Origin of the sequence: Rhizobium sp. S163 (assembly GCF_030380805.1) — a bacterium.
Taxonomy (GTDB): domain Bacteria; phylum Pseudomonadota; class Alphaproteobacteria; order Rhizobiales; family Rhizobiaceae; genus Rhizobium.
This window is the reverse complement of sequence record NZ_JAUDSA010000003.1, coordinates 45886-69921: the sequence shown is the minus strand read 5'-3', so window position 1 is coordinate 69921 and position 24036 is coordinate 45886. Positions and strand designations below refer to the sequence as shown.

The window sequence follows — 24036 nt, the reverse complement described above, 5'->3', positions numbered from 1 at the left end:
ATTCTCACACTGCCGGCTTGCCGGGCTGGGCGGCCGGCTCCGGTACTTTCTTGTCGTTATCGTTATCGAGCGCATCCGGGCGGAGCTTGAAGACGATCAGCACCGGTGCAGCAATGTAGATGGAGGAAAACGTGCCGATGGCAACGCCAGCCAACATGATGAAGGCGAAGGAGCGGATGACCTCGCCGCCGAAGATCGCCAGCGCGAGCAGTGCCAGCATGGTGGTGGCAGCGGTCAGCACAGTGCGCGACAGCGTCTGGTTGATCGACGCGTCGATCAGGATCGGCAGCGGCATCTTGCGGTAACGCTTCAGGTTTTCGCGCATGCGGTCGTAGACCACCACGGTATCGTTGAGCGAATAGCCGATGATCGTCAAAAGGGCGGCGACGCTGGTCAGGTTGAACTCGATGCCTGTGAGCACGAAGAGCCCGAGGATCAGGATTATGTCGTGCAGCGTGGCGACGATGGCGCCGACGGCGAACTGCCATTCGAAGCGCATCCAGATATAGACCAGGATGACGAGGAGCGAGGCAAGCACGCCGAGCGAGGCGGCGCGGGTGAGTTCGCCCGAGATCGCGGGGCCGACCACTTCGACGCGGCGAAAATCATAATCGTTGGCGAGTTCGTCGCGTACCAACGTGACCGCCGACTGTTCGGCATTCTCGCCGCCACCCTGCGCTTCCAGCTGGATCAGCGCGCCGGCGGGATCGGCCAGCCTGCGGGCAAGGATGTCGCCGATCGGCAGATCGCCGAGGCGGGCGCGGATATCCTCGAGGTCGGCAGGACCCTGCTTGGCCTTGACCTCGATGATCGAACCGCCGGCGAAATCAATGCCGAGATGCATTCCGACCGCCGCGAAGCCAACCATGGCGGCGACGCAAAGGGCGGCCGATGCGGTGAAGACGTAGCGGCGGATGCCCATGAAGCGGATGTTGGCGCGATCGAAGATGCCGGTGTGGACATCCTTCGGCAGATGCCGGGGATGGCGGCGGTGCAGCCAGGTGACGACGATCCAGCGGGTGAGCGTGACGGCCGTGAAGATTGTGGTCAGGATGCCGGCGGCGAGCGTGACGGCAAAGCCGCGCACCGCGTCGTTGCCAAGGAAATAGAGGATGACGGCGGCGATGAAGATGGTGACGTTGGCATCGAGGATCGTCATGATCGCGCGGGAGAAACCGTAGTCGATCGCCTCGAAGAACGGCCGGCCGGTTTTTGCCTCGTCGCGGATGCGCTCATAGATCAGGACATTGGCGTCGACAGCCATGCCCATGATCAGCACGATGCCGGCAATGCCAGGCAAGGTGAGCGTGGCACCGATGAGGCTCATCACCGCGAGGATGAGGATGAGGTTCAGGAGCAGCGACAGGGCGGCGATCAGGCCGAGGCCGCGATAGAAACCGAACATCAGGCCGATGACCAGGATGGCGGCGACAATGCCGGCGACCAGCCCTGCCCGGGCCGATTCCGCACCGAGCGCCGGGCTTACCGTGCGCTCCTCGACCGTCGTCAGCGTGGCCGGAAGCGCGCCGGCGCGCAGCATGAGGGCTAGGTCGCTGGCGCCTTCCTCAGTGTAGCTCACCGGGATCTCGCCCTTGCCGTCGAGGATCGGAGCGCTGATCGGTAGCGATGCCATAACCTGATCGTCGAAGATGATGGCGAGGTGGCCGCCGGCGTGCTGCTGCGTCTTCTCGGCCAGGCGTTTGGTGCCTTCAGCGTCGAGCGCGTAGCGGATCGCTACCGTATCGGCCTGCGCGTCCGCGAAGGATTGGACATCGACGATATTGGCGCTGGTGATGAAATCGGTGCGGTCCACGAGATAGGGGATCGGCGGATCATCCAGCGAATAGAGAACCTCGGAGCTCGCCGGCCAGCGGCCGTTGACCGCGTCCTGCCCCGACATGGTCTCGTCGAGCATGCGCACGGAGAGCTTTGCGGGCTCGTTGAGGATATTCTTCAGACGCTCGGCATCGATGACGCCGAAGACCTGGACATCGAGACGATCGGCACCCTCGGGCTTGATCGCGAAATCCGGATTGCCGAGGCCGGCGATGCGGCGGCTGACGATATCGACGGACTGGGCCTGCGCCTCAGAAATGGCGGCGTCGATGGCGGCATCCGCGATCTCGATCGTGAGGTCGCCGCTATTGCTCTGCTTGAGCGTGACACCTTGTGTCGAGGTCAGATTTTTAAGCGCGGCGACGGCGGCGGCGACTTGCGCGGGGTCGGTGATCTTGACGGTGACCGTCTGGTCGTTGCCCGTAAGCCCGGTGTAACGGATATTGGCCTGGCGCAAGGAACGGCTGATCTCGCCGACGGTGGCGACCAGCTTCTGGCGCGCGACATCGGCGCGATCGACCTCAAAGACGACATGCGTGCCGCCGCGAAGATCGGAGCCCAGAACGACGCGGTGCTTGGACAGCCAGGAAGACAGCAGGCCGGACTGGCCTACCGGCAGGAAATTGGGGGCCGCGATCAACACGGCCACCAGCACCACAAACCAGATCAGAAGGGTCTTCCAGCGGGAAAAATGAAGCATTTTCTCTCGACTATGTCAGATCCGGGTGATCCGGTTCGTGGGATATGCGTGATGATTATGCCGCGTCTGCCTTTACGGGCTCGCCCTTGACGCGGATCTCGGTGACGCCGGTGCGGACGACGCGAACGCGCACGCCATCAGCAATTTCGACTTCGATTTCTTTTTCGTCAATCACCTTGGTGACCTTGCCGACGAGACCGCCTGACGTGACGACCTGGTCGCCGCGACGGATCGCCTTCAGGGCTTCGTCACGCTTCTTGGCCTGAGCGCGCTGCGGACGGATGAGCAGGAAATACCAGACGACCATCAGCGGCACGAACAGGATGATCATTTCGAAGCCGGAACCGAACGGCGACGCCGCGCTGTCGGTGGCCTGGGCGAATGCCGGGGTGATGAACATGCTAATCTCCTCAAACTTTTCCGGAGGCGGATTGTCGCCTTTTTTCTCGGTGGCCGGACTATAATTATGGTCTTTGCGATTGCAACTGAAACAGCCGAAAACCGTACCGATTCCGCTGCCTCATAACCTTTCCGCTTATAAAAGGCCATGCTACCCGGCTAGGAAAAGCGATTGGCACACAGCCGCATACGCCCCAAGGAGGAAACGCCATGGCCGAAGACGTCAACAGCATCATTCTCGGCGAACTGCGCCGTCTTGCCGATGCCGTGGAACGGCTCGCCGGACCGCCGCCCGCCACCAACGACTGGAACGCAGCCGATTGCTTCGTCTGGGCCCCTGCCCGCCAGCATTTGCAGCCTGTCCAGCGCCCCAACCGCGTGGCGCTGGCGCTGATCCGCGGCGTCGATCGCGTGCGCGACATCCTGCACGAAAATACGGTGCGTTTCGCCGAAGGCTATGCCGCCAACAACGTGCTCCTGTGGGGCGCGCGGGGCATGGGCAAGTCGTCGCTGGTGAAGGCCGTTCACGAAGATGTCAGACGTAAAAGCGGCGTTTCGCTGAAGCTGGTCGAGGTTCACCGCGAGGATATCGCCAGCCTGCCGGTGTTACTCGACCTTCTGAAAGACACGCCGCACCGGGTCATCGTCTTCTGCGACGACCTCTCTTTCGACCATGACGACACGGCCTACAAGTCTCTCAAGGCAGCGCTCGACGGCGGTGTCGAGGGACGGCCCGATAACGTGCTCTTCTACGCGACCTCCAACCGTCGCCACCTGTTGCCGCGCCACATGATGGAGAACGAACAGTCGACGGCAATCAACCCGTCGGAGGCTGTCGAGGAGAAGGTGTCGCTGTCGGACCGTTTCGGGCTGTGGCTCGGCTTCCACAAGTGCAGCCAGGAAGACTATCTGACGATGATCGACGGCTACGCCGCCCACTTCAAGCTGCCGCTCGACCGCGAAACGCTGCATGCGGAAGCGCTGGAATGGGCAACCACGCGCGGCGCCCGCTCGGGCCGCGTCGCCTGGCAGTATATCCAGGACCTCGCGGGCCGGAAGCGGATCGCGCTCGACAGAGCCTGATGGCCGCTTTCACGATTGCCTGAAACGACAAAAGCCCGGCGTCTGCCGGGCTTTTGCATTGTCCTCGATACACAATACCTATTCGAGGAAACTCTTGACCTACTCGAGGCCTAACCTACTCGAGGCCCAACCTACTCGAGGAAAGTCATCGGGTTCACCGGCGTCGCGTCCTTGCGGACTTCGAAGTGAACCTGCGGCTGCTTGACGTTGCCGCTCATGCCTGACACGGCGACCGTCTGGCCGCGCTGGATCTTCTGGCCGCGCGTCACGCTCAGCGTGTCGGCATTGCCGTAGACGGTGACAGTGCCGTCGTCGTGGCGAACGAGAACCGTGTTACCGAGTTCCTTGAGGCCGTTGCCGGCGTAGATGACGACGCCGTTTTCAGCGGCCTTGATCGCCGTGCCCTGCGGAACCGAGATGTCGATACCGTCGTTGCGGCTGCCGTTGACGTTGGCGCCGTAGGCGGCGATCACGGCACCGCGGACCGGCCAGCGATACTTGCCAATGCCGGTGGCTTCAGGTGCGGCCGAGGCCACTTCCTTCTTGGCGGCATCGCTGACGCTTTCGGTGGCGACTGGCGCCTTGTAGGTCGCGGGCTGGGCTGCGGCCGTTTCAGGCGCGGATGCCGGCTGTGCGGCGGGCTTGGGCTCCGCCTTCGGCTGGATCGACGCCGTCTTCATGGTGTCGGCGGAGCCGCTGCCGTTCGGGATGTTCAGTTCCTGACCGATGCGGATCGAGCCGGCCGTGAGGTTGTTGGCGGCCTTGATGTCGTCGATGCTGTTGCCGGTCGCCTTGGCGATCTTAGCAAGCGAGTCACCCGACTTGACGACGTAGGTGCCGCCCGCGCCCTTCGGGCCGGCGCCGACGGGCGCCTTGCCGGACTGGTCGGCGCTTGCCATCGACTTGTCACGCGAGGCGTTCGAACCATTCGGGATGACCGCGAGGTTCTGTTCCTGGCCGCGGGCCGGCTGCGGCGCCTGACCACCCTTCGCGAGATCGTTCGACTGCGCGGCCGCCTTGGCAGCGTTGCCGCCGTTGAAGGTCGGGATCAGGATGGTCTGGCCGGGCCTGGCGGCGGCTGCACTCTTCAGGCCATTGGCGCGCAGGATTTCCTTTTCCGGAACGCCGTAGCGGTTGGCGAGGATCGCGACGCTTTCGCCGGGACGCATGGTGACCGAGGGAGCGTTGGTCGAGGACCAGCCGGAGACCTTCGGGGTCGAGCCCGTGACGATGTTGTCGGCGTTGCGCTTCGGCGGAACGATGACCTGGCTGGAATGCTGCGGCGCGTTGGCGGCCGGGAACGGCTGAGCGAGAGCGACCTGCTTTTCGCGAGCAGCAGATACGTTGCCGGAAGCCATGGGGGCCTGCGACACGGCGCCGGGAGCGGCAAGCTCGGAGCGCTGGACGGAAACCGGAGCCGATGCCATGCGAGCGCTCGAGCCGTAGGTCGACTGCTGGCTAGCATAGGGCTGATTCATCGACTGATTGTTGTTGGCATAGTTGGGCTGCATCGCGCCGCCCTGCATGTCCGCCTGCGGCACTGGGTCAGCCTGAAGGCCACTCATGCTCCGACGAGGAATGGAATTTGTCGTCATCTGGTCCTGACCGGACGAAGAAAACAGACCGCCGAAACGTGTCACATCGGAACTGCAACCTGATGCAGCACTCGCCAGGAGAGCCACGATCAGGGCATTACCGGCAGACTTCCCGAACTTAGGCGAAACGCTGAAACGCATGACACTCGACCCACTGAATAACGCAACCATTTGTGGGTATGATTAAAGCGCGTTAGCATTACCAACCGGTTAAGGCAGAAGCATCGGCTTGCGATTTTTGACAAATCGCTAACCATAGCGACGATGCGATCAGAGCTGCGAGGCGACGCGCGGAACAATCGGCAGGTATGGGGAGTTGAACAACTCCTCGCGCTCGAAGCGGCTGCCGGTCTTGGTCAGGCGCACGAGGCGACATTCGGTCTCGGAAATGATCAGCGGCGCGATCATCGAACCGCCGGAAACCAGCTGGTCGGCATAGAAGCGCGGCATGCTCTCGAAGGCGGCAGTGACGAGGATACGGTCGAAGGTGCCCTCGCCCTGCAGGCCGGCGCTGCCATCAGCCTGGCGCACGATGATGTTGCGGATACCAAGCGTCTCGAAACGCTTCTGGGCGTTCGAGGTCAGCGTCTTGTAGCGGTCGATGGTGAGTACGCGCTCGGCCATGCGGGCGATCACAGCGGTCATGAAACCGCTGCCGGTGCCCACTTCCAGCACACGCTGGCCGGGCTTCACCCTCAGGTGATGCAGGACGCGGACGGCGAAATCGACGCCTTCGAGGAAGGAGCCGCATTCGATCGGGATGGTGCGGCTGGAATAGGCCTGTTGGGCGAATTGAGGCGGCACGAAGAGCGAGCGCGGCGCCTGCTCGACCGCCGTCAGCAGATCAAGATCGGACACGCCTTCGGCCCGCAGCCTCAAAACGAGTGCTGCAAACTCTTCCTTCTCCACCAGACGTGCCGCCAATGCGATTTACTCCGTACCCGAAAGCGCCCGCGCCACGCGGTCCTGTACGGAATAATCGGTCAGATCCAGTTTCAAAGGCGTTACCGAAATCTTTCTATTCTTGAGCGCGTTGACATCAGTGCCGTCAACGAAGGCGCCGGCGCGCTCGCCGAACTTCAGCCAATAGTAGGGAAAGCCACGACCATCGGCGCGGGCGTCGACCTCCAGATTGAAGGCGAGCTTGCCCTGCGCGGTCACTTCCGTGCCCTCGACTTCGTCAGGCGCGCAGTTCGGGAAGTTGAGATTGAGGAAAGTGCCCTCGGGCAGATCGACCGACATCAGCTTATTGAGCAGCGCCGGCGCATGCGTCTCGCAGACTTCCCAGGGCAGGATGCGCTGGTCGCCTTCGCGAATGTAAGCCTGGCTCAACGCAAAGGAGCGTACGCCCTGCATCGTGCCTTCGATCGCGCCGGCGATCGTGCCCGAATAGGTGACGTCGTCAGCGACGTTCGAACCGGCGTTGACACCTGACAGCACGAGATCGGGCTTGATCTCCATCACCTGCTTGATGCCCATGATGACGCAATCGGTCGGCGTCCCGCGCAGCGCGAAGTGCTTGTCGGAGATCTTGCGCAGACGCAGCGGCTCCGACAGGCTCAGCGAATGGGCGAGACCGCTCTGGTCGGTCTCGGGCGCGACGATCCAGACATCGTCGGAGAGTGTGCGCGCAATCCGCTCCAGCGCCGCAAGGCCTTCCGCGTGAATGCCGTCGTCGTTGGTAAGCAGAATGCGCATGGTCTCAAGCCGCCTTTTCGATCTTCGTCAGGCCGCCCATGTAGGGCACCAGCACGTCGGGGATGGTCACCGAGCCATCCTCGTTCAGATAGTTTTCCAGAACCGCGATCAGGCAGCGGCCGACGGCGGTGCCGGAGCCGTTCAGCGTGTGAACGAAGCGGTTGGTCTTGTCTTCCTTGCCGCGATAGCGCGTGTTCATGCGCCGCGCCTGGAAATCGCCGCAGACCGAGCAGGACGAGATTTCGCGGTAGGTGTTCTGGCCGGGCAGCCAGACCTCGAGATCGTAGGTCTTGCGCGAGCCGAAGCCCATGTCGCCGGTGCAGAGCGTCAGCGTGCGGAAATGCAGGCCGAGGCGCTTCAGCACCTCCTCGGCGCAAGCCGTCATGCGCTCATGCTCGGCGATCGAGCTTTCGGCGTCGGTGATCGAGACCAGTTCGCACTTCCAGAACTGGTGCTGGCGCAGCATGCCGCGGGTGTCGCGGCCGGCCGAGCCCGCTTCCGAGCGGAAGGACGGGGTGAGCGCAGTGAAGCGCAGCGGCAGCTTGTCATGCTCGAGGATTTGCTCGCGTACGAGGTTGGTGAGCGTGACTTCTGCCGTTGGGATCAGCCAACGGCCGTCCGTCGTGCGAAACATGTCCTCGGCGAATTTCGGCAACTGGCCCACGCCGAAGACCGCTTCGTCGCGCACCATCAGCGGCGAGCTCACTTCGGTGTAGCCGTGCTCGCTGGTGTGCAGGTCGATCATGAACTGGCCGAGCGCCCGCTCCAGCCTTGCCAGCGGGCCGGTCAGGACGGTGAAGCGCGAGCCGGAGAGCTTGGCGGCGGTTTCGAAATCCATGTAGCCGAGCGCTTCGCCGATTTCGTAGTGCTCCTTCGGCGTATGGTTCCAACGCGGCTTCTCGCCGGTGACACGCGTCACGACGTTGTCGGCCTCGTCCTTGCCGACTGGGACGTCGTCATGGGGAACGTTGGGGATGCGCGAAAGGGCGTCGTTCAGCTCTTCGGAGAAGGCGCGATCGTCTTCCTCGGCGGCCGGCAGCAGGACCTTGAGGTCGGCGACCTCGGCCTTCAGCTTCTCGGCCAGCTCGGTGTTCTTCTGCGCCATGGCAGCACCGATCTCCTTGGAGGCGGCGTTGCGGCGGGACAGCATGTCCTGGACCTTCTGAACGGCCGTGCGGCGCTTTTCGTCCAGCGCGATCAGGCTTTCGGACAGGGGCTCGGCACCACGCTTGGCAAGTGCCGCGTCGAGGGCTTCGGGATTCTCACGGATCCATTTGATATCGAGCATCGTCGTTCCAGGTCGTTACAAAAAGGATGACCCGGCCAAAGCCTGACCGGGCCTCGACCGGATATTGGAAAGCGCTCATCGAGGATTTGCGGTTACGCTAGACGTTGTCCGTCTTGGCAACGTCCTGGGACCCTTCAGCCTCGGTGGCCGCATCGCGAGCACGCTGGCGTTCCACGAGTCGCGCCGCGTAGATGGCAATCTCGTAGAGAATGATGGTCGGCAGCGCAAGGCCGATCTGGGACATCGGATCGGGCGGGGTCAGCACCGCCGCGACGATGAAGGCCATGACGATCGCGAACTTGCGCTTTTCGCGCAGCCAGTCCGAGGTCAGCAGGCCGACGCGGGCAAGCAGCGTGGTGATGACGGGGAGCTGGAAGACCAGGCCGAAGGAGAAGACCAGCGTCATGATGAGGCTGAGATATTCAGAGACCTTCGGCAGGAGCGAGATGGCGACGTCGCCCTCGCCCGGCGCCTGCTGCATGGTCAGGAAGAACCACATGACCATCGGCGTGAAGAAGAAATAGACGAGTGCGGCGCCCATCAGGAACAGGATCGGAGAGGCGATCAGGAACGGCAGAAAGGCCGAACGCTCGTTCTTGTAGAGGCCGGGGGCCACGAACTTGTAGATCTGCGCGGCGATGATCGGAAAGGCGATCACGAGACCGCCGAACATGGCCACCTTCACCTGCGTGAAGAAGAATTCCTGCGGCGCCGTGTAGATCAGCTGCGCCTTGGAGACATCGAGATGCGCCCACTGGACCGCCCATTTGTAAGGGAAGACCAGCGCATTGAAGAGATGCTTGGCGAAAATGAAGCAGACGATGAAGGCAGCGAAGAAGGCGCCGATCGACCACATGAGCCGCGTGCGCAGCTCCATCAGGTGCTCGATCAACGGCTGCGGCTTGTCTTCGATATCACCGCTCATGCTTCATCTTTCTTTTTCTTCGCCGCCGGCTTCTTCGGCGCGGCCGTGGCGACAGCTGCCGGCTTGGCGGCGGCCGTCTTCTTTGCGGGAGCAGCCTTGGCTGGCGCAGCACTTGCTGGCGCCGGCGCTGCCTTGACAGCTGCGGGCTTGGCGGCAGCACGCTTAGGCTTTTCGGCCGGCGTCACCGCGACGGCGGCTACAGCGTCCGACTTGTCGGCGGCCTTGGCGCGTGGCTTGCGGGCGGGCTTTGCCGCTGCAGCCTCGGGCACGGCGGCCGATGCCGCAGGTACCGGCGTCGGAGCCGGCATGACTGCAGGCGTCTCGGTCGGAGCGACTTCAGGCGCCGGCATCAGGCCGAGCGGCGCTTCCGTCTTGCTATCGACCGTTGTCGCGCGCTGAAGATCGGCCTTGATCTCGTTCCCCATCTGGCGAAGCGGGTTCATTGCCTCGCGCAGCGTGTTCACCGGGTTAAGCTTCTGCGCGTCGCTCAGCGTCTGGCGCACGTCGTCCATATCGGCTTCGCGCAGCGCTTCGTCGAACTGGGCACGGAATTCGCCGGCGACCTTGCGGGCGCGCTGCGTCATCTTGCCGAAAGCACGAAGCATCGGGGGCAGATCCTTGGGACCCACCACGACAATCAATACGACCGCGATGACAAGCAGCTCGGTCCAGCCAATATCGAACATTCAAGGCTCCTGAACGGGAAACGCGGGGGCGGCGCTGCCCGGACGTGGTTACTTCGTTTCGTCGGCCTTGTGATCGACGGTCTTGCCTGCAGTGGTCGTGCTCGAAGCTTCAGGCGCGTCCTCGTCGTTCATGCCCTTCTTGAAGCTCTTGATGCCCTTGGCAACATCGCCCATCAGTTCCGGAATTTTACCGCGACCGAAGAGCAACAGCACGATGACCAGAACGATCAGCCAGTGCCACATGCTAAAAGAACCCATTACGCTAACTCCTGTTGTGATGCCCTATTGATGTAAGAATACCCGACATCAAATCCAACATCTAATTCCCCGTAGATAGACGCTTAATGTCACGGTATCGACCGTCGTGACAAGATAGTCCCCGGTCGAAAAGTCGTGAAGACAATTGTTTTCGCTTGGCGTGGCGAAACAAAGACACGGAGCCGGCTATTCCTCGGACGCCCCACCGGGCGCAAGAAGGCCCAGTTCCTCGAGATCCATCTGCGTGATGGGGTCTTCGTCTTCGGTCAGCTCGTCGTTCATCGACGGCGACGGAATGCTGAAATTGGCCGGGATGCGGCCGGAGAGCAGCCCTGCCCCCTTCAACTCCTCAATACCAGGCAGATCGCGCAGTTCCTCTAGCCCGAAGTGATCGAGGAAGTCGCGGGTGGTACCGAGCGTAACGGGACGCCCCGGCGTGCGGCGGCGGCCGCGAAAGCGCACCCAACCGGCTTCCATCAAGACATCAAGCGTGCCGCGCGACGTCTGCACGCCTCGGATATCCTCGATCTCGGCGCGCGTCACCGGCTGGTGATAGGCGATGATAGCGAGAACCTCGAGTGCGGCGCGAGAGAGCTTGCGCACCTCGTTTTCATCGCGGCGGATGACGAAGGAGAGGTCGGCGGCGGTGCGGAACGCCCAGGCATCGTCGACCCTGACCAGATTGACGCCGCGATGGGCGTATTCTTCCTGCAGCCGCAGCATGATGGCGCGCACGTCGAACGCTTTCGGCAGGCGATCACTGATGAAGGCTTCCGACACGGGCTGGGCGGAGGCGAAGACCAAGGCTTCGGCGATGCGCGCGGCCTCGCTCACGTCGTGAACGGTGTCATCCCCGGCGCCGTCGTTGTCGCGCTCGGCGTCGCCATTTTCCAGATCGATGTCTTCCAGATCGCTCAAGCCGGCAACTCCTGTTCGACGACCTGCACCGTGGCATGGTTCGGTCCGCGCCGCATGTAGATCGGCTCGAAGACGCCTTCCTGGCGGATTTCGATCTTGCCTTCACGTGCGAGTTCGAGCGAGGCGGCAAAGGCGCTGGCGATCGCCGTCACCCGGTCCTCGGGCGAAACCATGTAGGTCAGGATATGCTGCTCGAGCGCCGTCCAGTCGCCGATCTCACCGATCAGGCGGGTCAGCAGCTCGCGCGCTTCGGTGAGCGACCAGACAGTACGGCGCGCGATCGTGACCTGCGTCACCGCCTGGCGCTGGCGCAGCGAGGCATAGGCCGTCAGCAGATCGTAGAGGCTGGCGTCGTAGGCCGATTGGTGGCGATCGGGGATATGTTCGGGTGCGCCACGGGCAAGGACGTCGCGGCCGAGACGATTGCGGTTCACAAGTCCGCCGGCAGCCTCGCGCATCGCTTCCAGGCGCTTCAGACGAAACGCCAGCGACGCCGCCATTTCCTCACCCGAGGGGCCGTCGTCCTTGACCTGCTGCGGAATGAGCAGGCGCGACTTCAGGTAGGCGAGCCATGCCGCCATGACCAGATAGTCCGCCGCGAGCTCGATGCGGATGCGGCGGGCGCTATCGATGAACAGCAGATATTGTTCGGCGAGCGCCAGCACGGAAATGCGGGATAGATCAACCTTCTGCGTGCGGGCGAGATGCAGCAACAGGTCGAGCGGGCCTTCGAAGCCGGCGACATCGATCAACAGCGCCGGATCGGTCGAGGCGCGGTCGGCGCTGCCGTCCTGCCACAGCTTGTCCATCGGCGTTGCCGATGTCTGCGGGCGCTCCTGAGCCTTTGTCGTCGTTGTCACGTCGTCTCGTTCCTTTCGCGATCAGGCCGTCGCAAACATCGCATTGAATTCGGCGCGGATCGCGGCCTCGTCGGCGCCATCCGCCGCTGGGAACCCCTGCTCCACGCGCTTGGCGCGCTCAAGTGCAGCACCCTGGAGCAGCGGCACGTTGGCGACCACCTCAAGCATCTCATCCATATGACCGTTGCAATGCAGCACGATATCGCACCCGCCCGCAATGATATTCGCCGCCCGCTCACCAAGCGTGCCGCTTAGCGCGTTCATCGAACTATCATCGGAAAGCAACAGGCCTTTGAAGCCGATATACTCGCGGATGATCCCGTCGATGACCTTGCGCGAGGTGGTCGCCGGATTTTCCGGGTCGATCGCGGTGAAAACGAGATGGCAGGTCATCGCCATCAATTCGTCCTTCATGGTGATGAATGGCGGGAAGTCGTGGGCTTCGAGTTCTTCGCGCGAGACGCGGACGACCGGAAGCTCGTGATGGGAATCGGCAAAGCCGCGGCCGTGGCCGGGCATATGTTTCATCACGGAGAGCACGCCGCCCGCCTTCAGGCCTTCGGACGCGGCGATGCCCATGTCGGTCACCGTCTTCGGGTCCATGCCATAGGCACGGTTGCCTATGACATTGCTGCTGCCTTCGACCGGGACATCCAGCACGGGCAGGCAATCGACGTTGATGCCGAACTTCGAGAGATCGAAGGCGTGCAGGCGCGACATCAGCCAGGCCGCGCGCTTGCCCTTTTCAGCATTCTCTCGATAGAGATCGCCGAGCTGCTGGCCGGAGGGATAATGCGGCAGGATCGGCGGGCGAACGCGCTGGACGCGACCGCCCTCCTGATCGATCAGCACCGGCGCGTGCCAGCCGACGCTCTCGCGCATCTCGGCTACGAGGTCCGATATCTGCTGCGGTTCGGAAATATTGCGGCCGAACAGAATGAAGCCCCAGGGGCGCTCGCCCGCGTAGAAGGCCTTCTCTTCGGGCGTCAGGGAAAGGCCGCTACAGCCAAGGATCATCGCTTTTGATTCGGTCATACCCGAATCATAGAGACGCCCTCGCGAAATGCGAGCAGCGTCAACTGCCATTCACAAAAAAGAAGGGCACAAAGAGAGCCCCACAAACGAAAAGAGCGGCGGGTTGCCCCGCCGCTCTCTATCAATTCAGTTTCGAGACTTACTTCGAAATCAGGCAGGAGCCACCAGCTGCACGGTACTTCTCGCAGATCGCGGCTGCTTCGTCCTTGGAACCGGCAGTGATGCGCAGGCGGTAGTAGGTGCCCTTGCCTGCGATGTCGGCCTTGCGGATTTCGTAAGGCATGCCAGCCAGCACGCCGCCGAACTTCTTCGACAGGCTTGCATAGGACTTCTTGGCTTCGGCTTCAGACGGCAGCGATGCAATCTGGACGCCGTAGCTGCCAGGAGCGGCCGTGGTCGGCTGGGCCTGTGCCGCTGCCGGCGGAACCGCCGCGACTTCCTTCGGTGCCTGGGCAGCTGGTGCCGGTGCTGCCGTCGCGGGTGCGAGAGCCGAAGCACCCGGACGCGATGCCGGGGTCGGCGCGGTGTCGGTCTTGGTGCTGGTTACGGCACGGACCGGCGGGTTGACGCTGTCAGGCGTTGCCGCCGCGGCCTTGGCAAGCACGTTCTCGGAAGTCTGCTTTGCGGTCGGCGTAGCACCTTCGACCGGCGTCGAGCGAATGTCGGCGGACGCCAGCTGTTCGATCGTCGGGGCAGAAGCCGATGCACCACCTGCGGCAATCTTCTGCGTCTGCACCGAGGTGGGCTTCGGCAGCGAGGATGCAGCAGGCTCCGGCGCCGGCTCGTCGCGGGCGACCAGCGTGCCGTCCGGCTTGACGATCATGGTGCGGACCTTGCGGGCCGAGACCGACGGCGAACGATCGGCATCCGACGGAGCGGCAGCAGCCGTATCCGTCGCACTGTCGTTCGGCAGCAGACGCGGATCCTCGGTGTCGCCGACCGGCGTCGCCATGGATGGCATCGGGGCGTCGTTATCTTCAGGCAGCGTTTCCGGCGTCAGCGTGCGCTGAACGACATCAACCGGCTGCTCGTCGCTTGATACCAGCGACTTCTGCTTCGGGGCTTCGGTGGCGGCGCCACCAACGCTGTCGTAGACAGCCTTGTCCTGGTTCGGAACGGTCTTGCCACCCGGGTTTTCCGGAACGACCTTGACCGGGTCCTTGTCGGCCACGATGACGCGCGGTTCGCCGCTGGCGATACCGAGGCCGCCGTCGCGCGCCAGGAAGGAATAGCCGGCATAAGCGACGCCGCCGAAGATGACGATGGCAGCGGCTGCCGCCAGCATGCGCTTCATCGAGCGGGCGCGGCTCATATCCTCGGCGTCGCTCGCCGACTGGATCTGAACTTCGGACACCGTCTCGCGACGCTGCTGCACGGGCTCGTTGACGCTGCGGCGGAAATCTTCCTCCAGAGCGCGTTCGAATTCATCGAAGCTCTGGGCTTGCGGCTGCGACGGCTGCGGCCGTGCGACGGATGCCACGGCGGCGACCGAAGCCTGGGCGCGAGCACGGATGTCCTGAGCCGGCTTTGCGGGTGCTTCGACCGGCTTGGCTGGCGTCAGCAGGTTGGCGATTTCCGAATCGACGTCGAAATCGAAATCCGACATCGCGGGAACGGGTTCATGCTTTTCGACCGGCGGCAGCGTCGGGACATGCATCTCGACTGCTTCCATCTGATACTCCGCATCGGAGATCATCGACGGATCGAAGGGCAGCTCTTCCGTCGTGTCGACGGCAGGTGCCGGCGCACGGTACGACGGCGCTGCGGGCTCCGGCGAACGGTAGACCGGGGCGGCTGCCTGATAGGCGGGCGCCTGGTAGGCCGGCGCCTGATAAGCCTGTGCCGGGGCGGACGGCTGGTAAGGTGCGGGTGCCGGCTGCGCGGCAGGCTCAGGCTGGCGGACTGCCGGCTGGTAGGCCACCGGTGCTGCTACAGGCTGCGGCTTCGGCTGCTCGATCTCCTCAGCCACGACGGGCTCGACGAAATCCAGGTCGGCGAGTTCAAGCTCGATGCCTTCGAGATCCAGCTCGAAGTCATGGCCGGCAAACGGGTCTTCCGCGTCGGGTGCGGACTTGGCGGCGACCGGCTGCGGCTCGGGTGCATAGTGAGGCGCTACGGGTGCTGCCGCGACAGGAGCGACGGCGACGGGCGGCTCGGGCACATAGGCGGGCGCAGGGATCGGCTCGTGGACGACCGGGGCGACCGGCTGGGCCTCCACGGGCGCGGCTTCGCGAGCGGTAACCGGATACTGCGAAACATCGGCCAGGAGGTCATCGATATCGAAAGCGATATCATCGACTTCGGATACGGCTTCCGTCAGCGCGGCATCGGCCTTGACGTCGCCATCCTTGGCAGCAGCGGCCAGATCGAAGGCGCTATGATCGACAACGGGTTCGACGATCGGCTCGGCGACGGGCTGTTCGAAAACGACGGCTGGCTCATGACGATCGATCTCGGCGGGGAAGCTGGCAGCTGCCGGCGCTTCAAAGCGCGGAGCAACAGCCACCGGCTCGGCGGCAACAACAGGCGCCAGGGCAGAAACAGGCGTTGCGGCCGGCTCTTCGCGGCGAGACGTATGGAAATTGGCGATCGGCAAGCGAATGCTTGCGGCCGACCATTGCGGGGCCTTGGCAGGCTGAACCGGCGTCGGCGCGGCGCTGATCGAAAGCTCAAGCTCCTCGATCAGATCGCGGGCGCCGCCGGAGACAGGCTCCGCAGGGCGCGAGACGCTGGCCGCCCAATCGGCGGACGAGAGAATCGCGCGGGCATCGGGCTGTTCGACGACAGGTAGAGCCTCGTCTTCGACCCGTTCCGAGACAACCGGCGCTTCGTAATGAACCGGCTCGGCCTCATAGCGCGGGGCTTGTTCGTAGTGCTGCGCAGGCTCGTAGTGCTGTGCGGGTTCGTAGTGCGGCTCGGGCTCGTCATAAGTGACGGGCTCCGGCTCGGCATAAACTACGGGCTCAGGCTGAGCGTAAGCCGTCTCGATCGGATGAGCGACGACTGCAGGCGCGGTCGGAGCGTCGTAACGCTCGAACTCGCGCAGCAGTTCGTCTTCGAGATTGAAGGCAGGCTCCTGCCTTGGCGCCGCTTCGACGGTGTTTGCCGCTACACGGGGCTCAAAACCGACGATACGCGCAAGCTCCGCAAGGGGATCGTCGTCAGCAAAGAGGTTCGCATCGTTACGCGTGTCATACGCCCGCTGTTTATCTGCCATACTCATCCACTCGCAAATGCAAAGGTTTCGTGCCAGCGCATTGTGGGTAAATGGTGACGCTACCGCATCTCTTCCGGCGCAGCCGTTCCTGCGATGGCAAGACCCGACTTCAAAACGGACGCAACGGCGTACACCAGCCCTAGTCTGGTAATACTAGACTCTCGGCTCTTATCGTTAATAAATCGTAAGTCTACCTGATCCTTGCCCTTATTCCAATGTGCATGGAAAGAACTGGCAAGATCATAGAGGTAGAATACGACACGATGCGGCTCTTGCGATTGAGCCGCCGCCTCGACCAGCCGAGGGAACTCGGCAACCTTCGCAACCAATTGTAATTCCGCAGGATCCGAGATTCCGGACACGGCGTTCGCGAGGGTCTCAGGCGACACGTCGAGATCCGGAAACGCCTCCTTCGCCTGCCTGAAGACAGACATGCAACGGGCGTGCGCGTACTGTACGTAAAAGACCGGATTGTCTTTCGACTGTTCCGTTACTTTGGCGAAATCGAAGTCCAACGGCTCCGAGCTCTTTCTATACAGCATCATGAACCGCACCGAATCGCGGCCGACTTCCTCGACCACATCGCGGAGCGTCACGAAGTCGCCCGAGCGCTTCGACATCTTCACCGGCTCGCCATTGCGGAACAGCTTGACCAGCTGGCACAGCAGAACGGTAAGCTTGGCCTTGCCTTCCGACACGCCGCGCGCGACCGCTTCCAGGCGCTTGACGTAGCCGCCATGGTCGGCGCCGAGCACGTAGATCATCTCGCTGAAGCCGCGATCGAACTTGTTCTTGAAGTATGCGACGTCGGCGGCGAAATAGGTGTAGGAGCCGTCTGACTTGATCAGCGGGCGGTCCATGTCGTCGCCGACCTCAGTCGAGCGGAACAGCGTCTGTTCGCGATCTTCCCAATCTTCCGGGAGCTGGCCCTTCGGCGGCGGCAGCGTGCCCTTGTAGACGTGGCCCTTGAAGGTCAGGTCGTTGATGGCAGTGCGGATGGCGGCAGCGCCATTGGCGTGCAGCGTGCGCTCGGAGAAGAACACGTCGTGATGGACGTTCAACGCCTCCAGATCCTCGCGGATCATCACCATCATCGCATCGATGGTGCGATCCTTGACCAGCGGCATCCACTGATCCTCGGGCATGTTGTGCAGCTTGACGCCGTAATCACGCGCCAGCGCTTCGCCAACAGGCACGAGATAGTCGCCTGGATAGAGACCAGCCGGGATCTCGCCGATCTTTTCGCCGAGCGCCTCGCGGTAGCGCAGGAACACGGAGCGCGCCAAGACGTCGATTTGCGAGCCGGCGTCGTTGATGTAGTATTCCTTGGTGACGTCGAAGCCGGCGAAGGACAAGAGGTTGGCCAGCGCGTCGCCGACGACGGCGCCACGGCAATGGCCGACATGCATCGGGCCGGTCGGGTTGGCCGAGACGTATTCGACGTTGACCTTGCGGCCCTCACCCATCGTCGAGCGACCGTAGTCGGTGCCAGCAGTGATCATCGAGGCCAGCAGGCGCTGCCAGTAGCCGACGGCGATCCTGACGTTGATGAAGCCGGGTCCCGCGACCGACACTTCGGCGACGTCTGGGTCTTCCTTCAACTTTTCGGTGATGATTTCGGCCAGCGCGCGCGGATTGGTGCCGAGCGGCTTGGCAAGCACCATCGCCGCATTGGTCGCGACATCGCCATGGCTCGCGTCACGCGGCGGCTCGACGGCAATGCGTCCGAAATCCAGCTCGGATCGCTTTTCCTTGACCAGATCAATCTGTTCAAGGGCGGTTTTAATCCTGGCTTCGAAATCGGTAAAAAGGTTCATCGCACTCTTCCATGCATAGGCTGTGCCACACGGCATCCGCCCGGCCTTTGCCGAGCGACCGCTGCCTAGCGCAAATCCGGAGTCTGGTCAAACAATCGCCTGTGGGCGCTGATGGCGTAGGTGTCGGTCATGCCGGCGAGATAATCACCAACATGGCGCGCCTTCGGCGCCTCTGCCAGCCCCGCGATGTGATCCACCCAATAGTGGCTCTGCATCTCCTTCGGGTTGGCCATGTAGGCCGAAAACAGGTCGGTGACGATCTGCGCGGCGCCTGATCGGATGCGCATGATGTCGGGATGGCGGTAGATGCGCTTGAAGAGCATCGCCTTGATCTGCTTGTCCGTCTCGGCCATGCCCTCAGAGAACGTCGCGATCACGCGGCTGGCGTGCCTGACGTCGTCGGCGCTCTCCGGGCGGATTTCGGCCAGACGCTCCTGGGCGACGGAGATCACGTCCTCGACCATGCGGGTGATCTGGCGGCGCATGATCTCGTGCGTGAAGCGGCTCGGCTCCAGAGTGGGGTAGCGCTCCCTCACCTCCGCCATCAGTCCGGCCAGGAACGGAATATCCTCGAGCATGTCGAAGGTGAGATAGCCAGAGCGCAGGCCGTCATCGATATCGTGGGTGTTGTAGGCGATATCGTCGGCGATCGCGGCCACCTGGGCTTCCAGGCTGGCGTAGGTGTCGAGTTGGAGATCGTGGATCTCGCAGTAATCGAGGATCGGCTGCGGCACGGGGCCGCGCGTGCCCGTCCCGTCCTTGGTCAAGAGCGGGCCGTTATGCTTGACCAGGCCTTCCAGGCTCTCCCACGTCAGGTTGATGCCATCGAAATCGGCGTAGCGACGTTCGAGCTTGGTGACGATGCGCAGCGACTGGGCATTGTGGTCGAAGCCGCCATAGGGCAGCAGCACCTCGTGCAGAGCGTCCTCGCCGGTGTGGCCGAAGGGCGTGTGGCCGAAATCGTGCACGAGGGCGACGCCTTCGGCCAGATCCTCGTCGAGCTTCAGCGCCCTTGCGAGCGCGCGGGCGATCTGGGCGACCTCGATCGTATGCGTGAGCCGCGTGCGATAGTGATCGCCATCCTGGGCGATGAAGACCTGGGTCTTGTGCTTGAGGCGCCGGAAGGCGGTCGTGTGGACGATGCGGTCGCGGTCGCGCTGGAAGTCCGAGCGCGTCGGGCTGGAATTCTCGGGATAGAGCCGCCCACGCGTCGTCCACGGGTCAGCCGCGTAGATTGCCCTGTCGCTGTTACCGAAGCCTAATGCACGTCTGTCGATCGTCATTCTTCACCGTCACTCGCCATGTCCAGGCTCACGCCCATTGACGCCGCCATATGCTCTTCATACCTATAGAGAGCATAAACGGCAAAGAGACGACGTATCGCCCACTTTGCCGCGGGCCGCGCTTTCATGATATAAGGCGCGATAGCATTGAAAAACAGCCGTTTATATTGATGGCTGGACCACTATTCTCTCCGGATCTTGACCCCGGCAGGAGCAGACATGACCGAAGCAAGTGTAACCCTTTCCGACGCGGCTGCGAAGCGAATCGCCACCATCGTCGGCAGCGACCCCGGCAAGAGCGCGCTGCGCGTTTCCGTCGAAGGCGGCGGCTGTTCGGGTTTTTCCTACAAGTTCGACCTGACCGACGGCATCCAGGATGACGACGTGGTCGTCGAGAAGAACGACGCGAAGGTGCTGATCGACAGCATGTCGTTGATCTACATGGCGGGCTCGGAGATCGATTTCGTCGATAACCTGCTCGGCCAGTCCTTCCAGATCAAGAACCCGAACGCGGTAGCGAGCTGCGGCTGCGGAACCAGCTTCTCGATCTGACCACCCTCTCCCGCTATCCACACAGAACCGGCCGAAGATTGTCTTCCGGCCGGTTTAACGTCTTGTCGCTTGTCTCAAGACCACGCTAGAAGAAGACGTCACAGCGGAACGGGACCAAAGAATGAAGATCGCGACCTGGAACATCAACGGCGTCAAGGCGCGTATCGACAATCTCACGCAGTGGCTGAAAGATTCGAACCCCGATATCGCCTGCCTGCAGGAGATCAAGTCGGTCGACGAAGGCTTTCCGCGGCTGGAGATCGAGGCTCTCGGCTATCATGTGGAAACGCATGGGCAGAAGGGCTTCAACGGCGTCGCCATTCTTTCCAAGACCAAGCCGGACGAAGTGACGCGCGGCCTGCCGGGCGATCCGCTGGACGAGCAGGCGCGCTTTCTGGAGGCGGTGTTCTCCATTCCCGGCAATCGCGTCGCCCGCGTCTGCTGCCTCTATCTGCCAAACGGCAATCCCGTCGATACCGAGAAATACAGCTATAAGCTCGCCTGGATGGAGCGGCTGCGCACGTTCGCTGCCGAGCGGCTGGCTTACGAGGAGATCCTGATCCTTGCCGGCGACTACAACGTCATCCCCGAGCCGCATGATTGCTTCGACCCCAAGGTGTGGGAAAACGACGCGCTGTTCCTGCCGCAGACGCGCGAGGCGTTTCGCAGGCTCGAGAGCCTGGGGCTGACGGATGCTGTGCGCGCGACGACGGATGCGGTGCCCGCCTATACGTTCTGGGATTATCAGGCCGGCGCATGGCCTAAGAACAACGGCATTCGCATCGATCACCTGATGCTGTCGCCGGAAGCCGCCGACCGGATGACCTCGACGGCGATCGAAAAACATGTGCGTGCTTGGGAGAAGCCTTCCGACCACGTGCCTGTGGTCGCTTATTTCGATTTCGCGGCCTAAGCGCGTTCATCGATGACGGACGCCGGTGGCGTCCCGTCCTGTGATCGTCAGTCGGTGTTGCTGCTGGCGATCTTGTGTGAGAGAGCGATGGCGTTGCGGCGGTCGCTTTCGCTGGCAACCGAGAAGGCCTGTTCCTGCAGCGATTCCATCCAGTTGCAATCCTTCGGCTTGCAGCGATCGAGTGCGGCCGTCATCAGTGCGAGGCCGTTGGCCGACTGGCCTTCCTGGAACAGGATATTGCCGAAGACGGACATGGCGCCCGGGTGACCGGCCTTGCGGGCTTGGTTCAGCCACTTCTTGGCCTGCTGCGTGCTGGTGGCACCGCCATCGCCGGCAAGCATCATCTGCGCCAGCTGGAACTGCGCTTCGGGAACGCCGAAGGTGGAGGCAACCTGGAAATAGATCTGGCGCGCCTGGGTCAGATCGGTCTTCACGGGGCTGCCCGGAATGCCATGCTTGTAATAGCCGGCGAGCGACAGCAGCGCGTTGACGAAGAAACCGGTATCCTCGGAGCCGGGCTCGACGCCTTGCTGTGCGATCTCGCTATAAATCTTGAAAGCTTCGAAATCGTCCTGCGCGACACCGTCGCCATCGGCATACATGTTGGCAAGCGCCCAGCGCGAGCCGGTGTGGCCCTTCTCGGCAGCGTATTTATAGGCTTCGACGGCCTCTTCCTTCTGGCCGTTCTTGTAGGCTTTGAAACCGAATTTGAAGAGATCGAAAGGACCGGATTCCTTGTTGACGCCCGACTTGATGTCGAACGCGCTTGCCGGACAACTCATCGCCGCGCAGCAAGCGACGGAGAGCCCCATAAGCATCAATCTGAAAGGTCTGAACTCGAACGTCAGCATTTCACTCGATTTCTTTCGTTTCCACCCATACGCGCCATCTCGAACATCCCGCCCGTTCGGCCCGCAGATAAAGTCCCTTCGGCGAGCGATCCCGCGGTGGGTTCCAAGACCCGCTTGCCCGCGTCGCATCCAGCCTTCTGCTCTTCAAGGAGAGCCGTCATTCCCTTCGCACCGACCGCATCCGCCCGCTTTCCGGCGCGAACTGACGGCGATGCCTTCAACCTCATTTCGGCGAGCCCGCGGAGCGGCATTTCGCCTTCAGAAATGTCGTAGTCACCAATTGTGACAAAACGCGAGACGTCGTTACCGAAAGCCGGTCCGGATTTAGGAAACACCGTCGAACGTGAGGAAAATGAAAGGCTTGAGAAGGCTGCGATCGAACGACGCTTACCGGCTGAAACACCCTGTAAAACAGGCGAAACAAGCGAAGCGGCGGCAACTGCGCCACACCTCATGTCCGTCTCTTTCACACTCACCGAAAAACGACCCATCTTACTCTTTTACGCGCACCCTATGCCTGTCATTCCCTCGCCCGAGATTACCGCTGCGCCTAGTTTGTGGCGGGAAATGGACAATTCGTGATGGAGCCCATCATACGCCAACACTCAAAAAAAACTGTTGCTGAATCGTCACAAAATGACACGTGACGAGAGCATGCTTAATGGCGCCCAGACAAAGAAAAGCCCGACAGTTTGCCGGGCTTTCACTTGCACTGATCTTGGCTGGTCAGAACTTGACCTTGATGCTGGTGGAGATCGCCGCCACGAGATCGTTGCCGAAGGAATAAGTGACATCGTCGCCGTAAGTGACGCCGTCACGCGTGAAGGTTCCCGATTCACCGCTGGTGAGGATGCCGACTGAACCCGCAAGGCGCCATTCGATGTTTTCGGTTGGGCTGTAGGCCGCGCCGACGCCGAGCAGCCAGCTATCGGTCTGGGAGCCGTAACCATCGCTGGTGCCGCGATCCCAGGTGACGCTGACCGCGCCGCTCCACTGGTCGTTGAACTTGTGGCCGATCCCACCGCTGACCGTCCAGCCATCGCGATAGCCGAGATCAAGCGAAGTCAAGCCGCCCCTAGGGCACGGGAGACCGTTCGTCGGGCAGAACGGGATGGACTGGAGAACGCTCCAGTTTGTCCACTTGACCGAACCGAAAGCCAGCCAATCCGGTGCGATACCGCTCTGGAGCTTCAACTCAAGCGATTCAGGCGCTTCAGCGGAACCGGATACAGGCGTTACGCCCTGAAGATAGATGTTGGCCGGGTTTCCGGGCGTTCTCGGCACCTGCGTCAGGTCCACGGTGCCGGTCAGATTGTCGTATTTGACGCGACTATTGTACACGAGGCTGGCCCGCAGCGCATATTCTGGGATCTCGTAGGCTACGCCTGCGCGCCACCCCCAGCTATCATCGGAGATGTCGAGGCGCCCCACGCCGCTGTAAAGCGCAGATGCTGGAGCCGGAATCAACGAAACCAGCTTTTCCTGAAAACCTTCGATCTCTTGATAGAAGACACCGCCAATCACACGCAACTGACCGGGTCCAACATCGAACTTATAGGAACAGGTCGCACCGTAGTTGTGGCTCTCAACCTTCGTCTCAATGTTGTTGTTCGCACCTGCCCAGTTTACGCCCGGGTTGGTATGCGCGCCGAAAGGCTCCGAATAGTCCAGCAAGCAGTCGACATCGCCGACACCGCCCTTCAAGCCAACGTAGGGAACGGCGTAATTGGTGGTGTCATCGGCATGGTTGGGGAACCTGGTCAGATCGCCGCCACTTGTCGGGACGTCCTTCACATTCTTCAGCTTGCGCTGCGGCATGACATAGATCACGCCCGACTGGACGGAGAACTGCGATGCATCGAACAACTGATCGATATTATAGCCGCCACGATCCAGACCACCCGCGAAGGCAGGCTGGGTGAGCGTCGAAATCATAACAAGCGGCAGGGCTGCCGCCAGAACCTTACGAGATGCCAAGGTGTCTCCCCCACTGAGGCAATTGCGATTGTGGGACTGTGACGGCGAGAGGTTAAAATGGCAACTTCGTGACCGGGCGCGATTGAAAAGTGAGCTAATGGATGCTTTACGTAAAAAATTGACGGGCACGTCAAAATTTCCCCAT

The 24036-nt window shown here is 62.3% G+C and carries 20 protein-coding genes and 1 pseudogene; 3 read left to right on the top strand and 18 right to left on the bottom strand.

Going from position 1 to position 24036, the window contains the following annotated elements; genetic code table 11:
- Positions 1-4 precede the first annotated feature (4 nt).
- Positions 5-2536 carry a protein translocase subunit SecDF gene (gene secDF, locus QTL96_RS00455; protein WP_289726292.1) on the bottom strand — a complete coding sequence of 844 codons (2532 nt, stop codon included), beginning with the start codon at positions 2534-2536 and terminating at the stop codon, positions 5-7.
- Between the two features lie 55 nt (positions 2537-2591).
- Positions 2592-2936 (bottom strand): preprotein translocase subunit YajC, encoded by a 345-nt coding sequence (gene yajC, locus QTL96_RS00450; RefSeq protein WP_047510188.1) that lies wholly within the window; start codon positions 2934-2936, stop codon positions 2592-2594.
- A 209-nt stretch (positions 2937-3145) separates the two neighbouring features.
- On the opposite strand from yajC, the gene QTL96_RS00445 reads away from it, so the two are divergent.
- Positions 3146-4018, top strand: coding sequence for an ATP-binding protein (locus tag QTL96_RS00445; protein WP_289726291.1), 873 nt, complete (start codon positions 3146-3148; stop codon positions 4016-4018).
- Positions 4019-4149: 131 nt separating this feature from the next.
- Here the strand turns inward: QTL96_RS00445 and QTL96_RS00440 are convergent, their stop codons facing one another.
- The 13 genes and pseudogenes from QTL96_RS00440 to QTL96_RS00380 all read right to left on the bottom strand — a co-directional run bounded on the left by QTL96_RS00440 (position 4150) and on the right by QTL96_RS00380 (position 19598).
- Positions 4150-5754 carry a peptidoglycan DD-metalloendopeptidase family protein gene (locus QTL96_RS00440; protein ID WP_289726290.1) on the bottom strand — a complete coding sequence of 535 codons (1605 nt, stop codon included), beginning with the start codon at positions 5752-5754 and terminating at the stop codon, positions 4150-4152.
- A gap of 129 nt (positions 5755-5883) precedes the next feature.
- Positions 5884-6537 carry a protein-L-isoaspartate(D-aspartate) O-methyltransferase gene (locus tag QTL96_RS00435; protein ID WP_113199541.1) on the bottom strand — a complete coding sequence of 218 codons (654 nt, stop codon included), beginning with the start codon at positions 6535-6537 and terminating at the stop codon, positions 5884-5886.
- Positions 6538-6543: 6 nt separating this feature from the next.
- Positions 6544-7311, bottom strand: a complete 768-nt coding sequence (gene surE / locus QTL96_RS00430) for a 5'/3'-nucleotidase SurE (protein WP_111561384.1) — start codon at positions 7309-7311, stop codon at positions 6544-6546.
- A gap of 4 nt (positions 7312-7315) precedes the next feature.
- Positions 7316-8599, bottom strand: coding sequence for a serine--tRNA ligase (serS, locus tag QTL96_RS00425; protein ID WP_209233311.1), 1284 nt, complete (start codon positions 8597-8599; stop codon positions 7316-7318).
- Positions 8600-8696: 97 nt separating this feature from the next.
- Positions 8697-9524 (bottom strand): twin-arginine translocase subunit TatC, encoded by an 828-nt coding sequence (tatC, locus tag QTL96_RS00420; protein WP_018900081.1) that lies wholly within the window; start codon positions 9522-9524, stop codon positions 8697-8699.
- A 131-nt stretch (positions 9525-9655) separates the two neighbouring features.
- Positions 9656-10210: pseudogene (gene tatB / locus QTL96_RS00415) on the bottom strand (Sec-independent protein translocase protein TatB); the annotation flags it as partial.
- A gap of 48 nt (positions 10211-10258) precedes the next feature.
- Positions 10259-10468: a twin-arginine translocase TatA/TatE family subunit gene (locus QTL96_RS00410; protein WP_047510174.1), complete on the bottom strand. Its 210-nt coding sequence runs from the start codon at positions 10466-10468 to the stop codon at positions 10259-10261.
- 186 nt (positions 10469-10654) lie between these two features.
- Positions 10655-11362, bottom strand: a complete 708-nt coding sequence (gene scpB / locus QTL96_RS00405; RefSeq protein ID WP_289727143.1) for an SMC-Scp complex subunit ScpB — start codon at positions 11360-11362, stop codon at positions 10655-10657.
- A gap of 20 nt (positions 11363-11382) precedes the next feature.
- Positions 11383-12195 carry a ScpA family protein gene (locus QTL96_RS00400; protein WP_052214097.1) on the bottom strand — a complete coding sequence of 271 codons (813 nt, stop codon included), beginning with the start codon at positions 12193-12195 and terminating at the stop codon, positions 11383-11385.
- Between the two features lie 72 nt (positions 12196-12267).
- Positions 12268-13281 carry a beta-N-acetylhexosaminidase gene (gene nagZ, locus QTL96_RS00395; protein WP_289726289.1) on the bottom strand — a complete coding sequence of 338 codons (1014 nt, stop codon included), beginning with the start codon at positions 13279-13281 and terminating at the stop codon, positions 12268-12270.
- Positions 13282-13420: 139 nt separating this feature from the next.
- Positions 13421-16498, bottom strand: a complete 3078-nt coding sequence (locus tag QTL96_RS00390; protein WP_289726288.1) for an SPOR domain-containing protein — start codon at positions 16496-16498, stop codon at positions 13421-13423.
- 59 nt (positions 16499-16557) lie between these two features.
- Positions 16558-18315 carry an arginine--tRNA ligase gene (argS, locus tag QTL96_RS00385; protein ID WP_289726287.1) on the bottom strand — a complete coding sequence of 586 codons (1758 nt, stop codon included), beginning with the start codon at positions 18313-18315 and terminating at the stop codon, positions 16558-16560.
- Between the two features lie 65 nt (positions 18316-18380).
- The gene (locus tag QTL96_RS00380) at positions 18381-19598 is read right to left on the bottom strand and encodes a deoxyguanosinetriphosphate triphosphohydrolase (protein WP_289726286.1); all 1218 of its coding nucleotides are present in this window, start codon (positions 19596-19598) and stop codon (positions 18381-18383) included.
- Positions 19599-19817: 219 nt separating this feature from the next.
- On the opposite strand from QTL96_RS00380, the gene erpA reads away from it, so the two are divergent.
- Together erpA and xth are read left to right on the top strand one after the other, a co-directional pair.
- A complete protein-coding gene (gene erpA / locus QTL96_RS00375) occupies positions 19818-20150 on the top strand; it encodes an iron-sulfur cluster insertion protein ErpA (RefSeq protein ID WP_111561376.1) in 333 nt (110 codons plus the stop codon).
- A gap of 121 nt (positions 20151-20271) precedes the next feature.
- Complete coding sequence (gene xth, locus QTL96_RS00370) at positions 20272-21063, top strand: exodeoxyribonuclease III (protein ID WP_289726285.1); 792 nt, start codon at positions 20272-20274, stop codon at positions 21061-21063.
- A 47-nt stretch (positions 21064-21110) separates the two neighbouring features.
- On the opposite strand, the gene exoR is transcribed toward xth, so the two are convergent.
- From exoR to QTL96_RS00355, 3 genes are all read right to left on the bottom strand, one after another.
- Positions 21111-21914: an exopolysaccharide production regulator ExoR gene (gene exoR / locus QTL96_RS00365; protein ID WP_018900092.1), complete on the bottom strand. Its 804-nt coding sequence runs from the start codon at positions 21912-21914 to the stop codon at positions 21111-21113.
- A complete protein-coding gene (locus QTL96_RS00360; protein WP_289726284.1) occupies positions 21908-22405 on the bottom strand; it encodes a hypothetical protein in 498 nt (165 codons plus the stop codon). Before QTL96_RS00360 ends, exoR begins: the two co-directional genes overlap by 7 nt.
- Before the next feature lie 235 nt (positions 22406-22640).
- Positions 22641-23849, bottom strand: coding sequence for an OmpP1/FadL family transporter (locus tag QTL96_RS00355; protein WP_289727142.1), 1209 nt, complete (start codon positions 23847-23849; stop codon positions 22641-22643).
- Positions 23850-24036 lie beyond the last annotated feature (187 nt).

What these genes read in the sequence shown, in the direction of transcription:
- secDF (WP_289726292.1), bottom strand. Translation starts at nt 2,536, where the DNA reads ATGCTTCATTTTTCCCGCTGGAAGACCCTTCTGATCTGGTTTGTGGTG.
- yajC (WP_047510188.1), bottom strand. Translation starts at nt 2,936, where the DNA reads ATGTTCATCACCCCGGCATTCGCCCAGGCCACCGACAGCGCGGCGTCG.
- QTL96_RS00445 (WP_289726291.1), top strand. Translation starts at nt 3,146, where the DNA reads ATGGCCGAAGACGTCAACAGCATCATTCTCGGCGAACTGCGCCGTCTT.
- QTL96_RS00440 (WP_289726290.1), bottom strand. Translation starts at nt 5,754, where the DNA reads ATGCGTTTCAGCGTTTCGCCTAAGTTCGGGAAGTCTGCCGGTAATGCC.
- surE (WP_111561384.1), bottom strand. Translation starts at nt 7,311, where the DNA reads ATGCGCATTCTGCTTACCAACGACGACGGCATTCACGCGGAAGGCCTT.
- serS (WP_209233311.1), bottom strand. Translation starts at nt 8,599, where the DNA reads ATGCTCGATATCAAATGGATCCGTGAGAATCCCGAAGCCCTCGACGCG.
- tatC (WP_018900081.1), bottom strand. Translation starts at nt 9,524, where the DNA reads ATGAGCGGTGATATCGAAGACAAGCCGCAGCCGTTGATCGAGCACCTG.
- QTL96_RS00410 (WP_047510174.1), bottom strand. Translation starts at nt 10,468, where the DNA reads ATGGGTTCTTTTAGCATGTGGCACTGGCTGATCGTTCTGGTCATCGTG.
- QTL96_RS00400 (WP_052214097.1), bottom strand. Translation starts at nt 12,195, where the DNA reads ATGGACAAGCTGTGGCAGGACGGCAGCGCCGACCGCGCCTCGACCGAT.
- nagZ (WP_289726289.1), bottom strand. Translation starts at nt 13,281, where the DNA reads ATGACCGAATCAAAAGCGATGATCCTTGGCTGTAGCGGCCTTTCCCTG.
- QTL96_RS00390 (WP_289726288.1), bottom strand. Translation starts at nt 16,498, where the DNA reads ATGGCAGATAAACAGCGGGCGTATGACACGCGTAACGATGCGAACCTC.
- argS (WP_289726287.1), bottom strand. Translation starts at nt 18,315, where the DNA reads ATGAACCTTTTTACCGATTTCGAAGCCAGGATTAAAACCGCCCTTGAA.
- QTL96_RS00380 (WP_289726286.1), bottom strand. Translation starts at nt 19,598, where the DNA reads ATGACGATCGACAGACGTGCATTAGGCTTCGGTAACAGCGACAGGGCA.
- erpA (WP_111561376.1), top strand. Translation starts at nt 19,818, where the DNA reads ATGACCGAAGCAAGTGTAACCCTTTCCGACGCGGCTGCGAAGCGAATC.
- xth (WP_289726285.1), top strand. Translation starts at nt 20,272, where the DNA reads ATGAAGATCGCGACCTGGAACATCAACGGCGTCAAGGCGCGTATCGAC.
- exoR (WP_018900092.1), bottom strand. Translation starts at nt 21,914, where the DNA reads ATGCTGACGTTCGAGTTCAGACCTTTCAGATTGATGCTTATGGGGCTC.
- QTL96_RS00360 (WP_289726284.1), bottom strand. Translation starts at nt 22,405, where the DNA reads ATGGGTCGTTTTTCGGTGAGTGTGAAAGAGACGGACATGAGGTGTGGC.
- QTL96_RS00355 (WP_289727142.1), bottom strand. Translation starts at nt 23,849, where the DNA reads ATGATTTCGACGCTCACCCAGCCTGCCTTCGCGGGTGGTCTGGATCGT.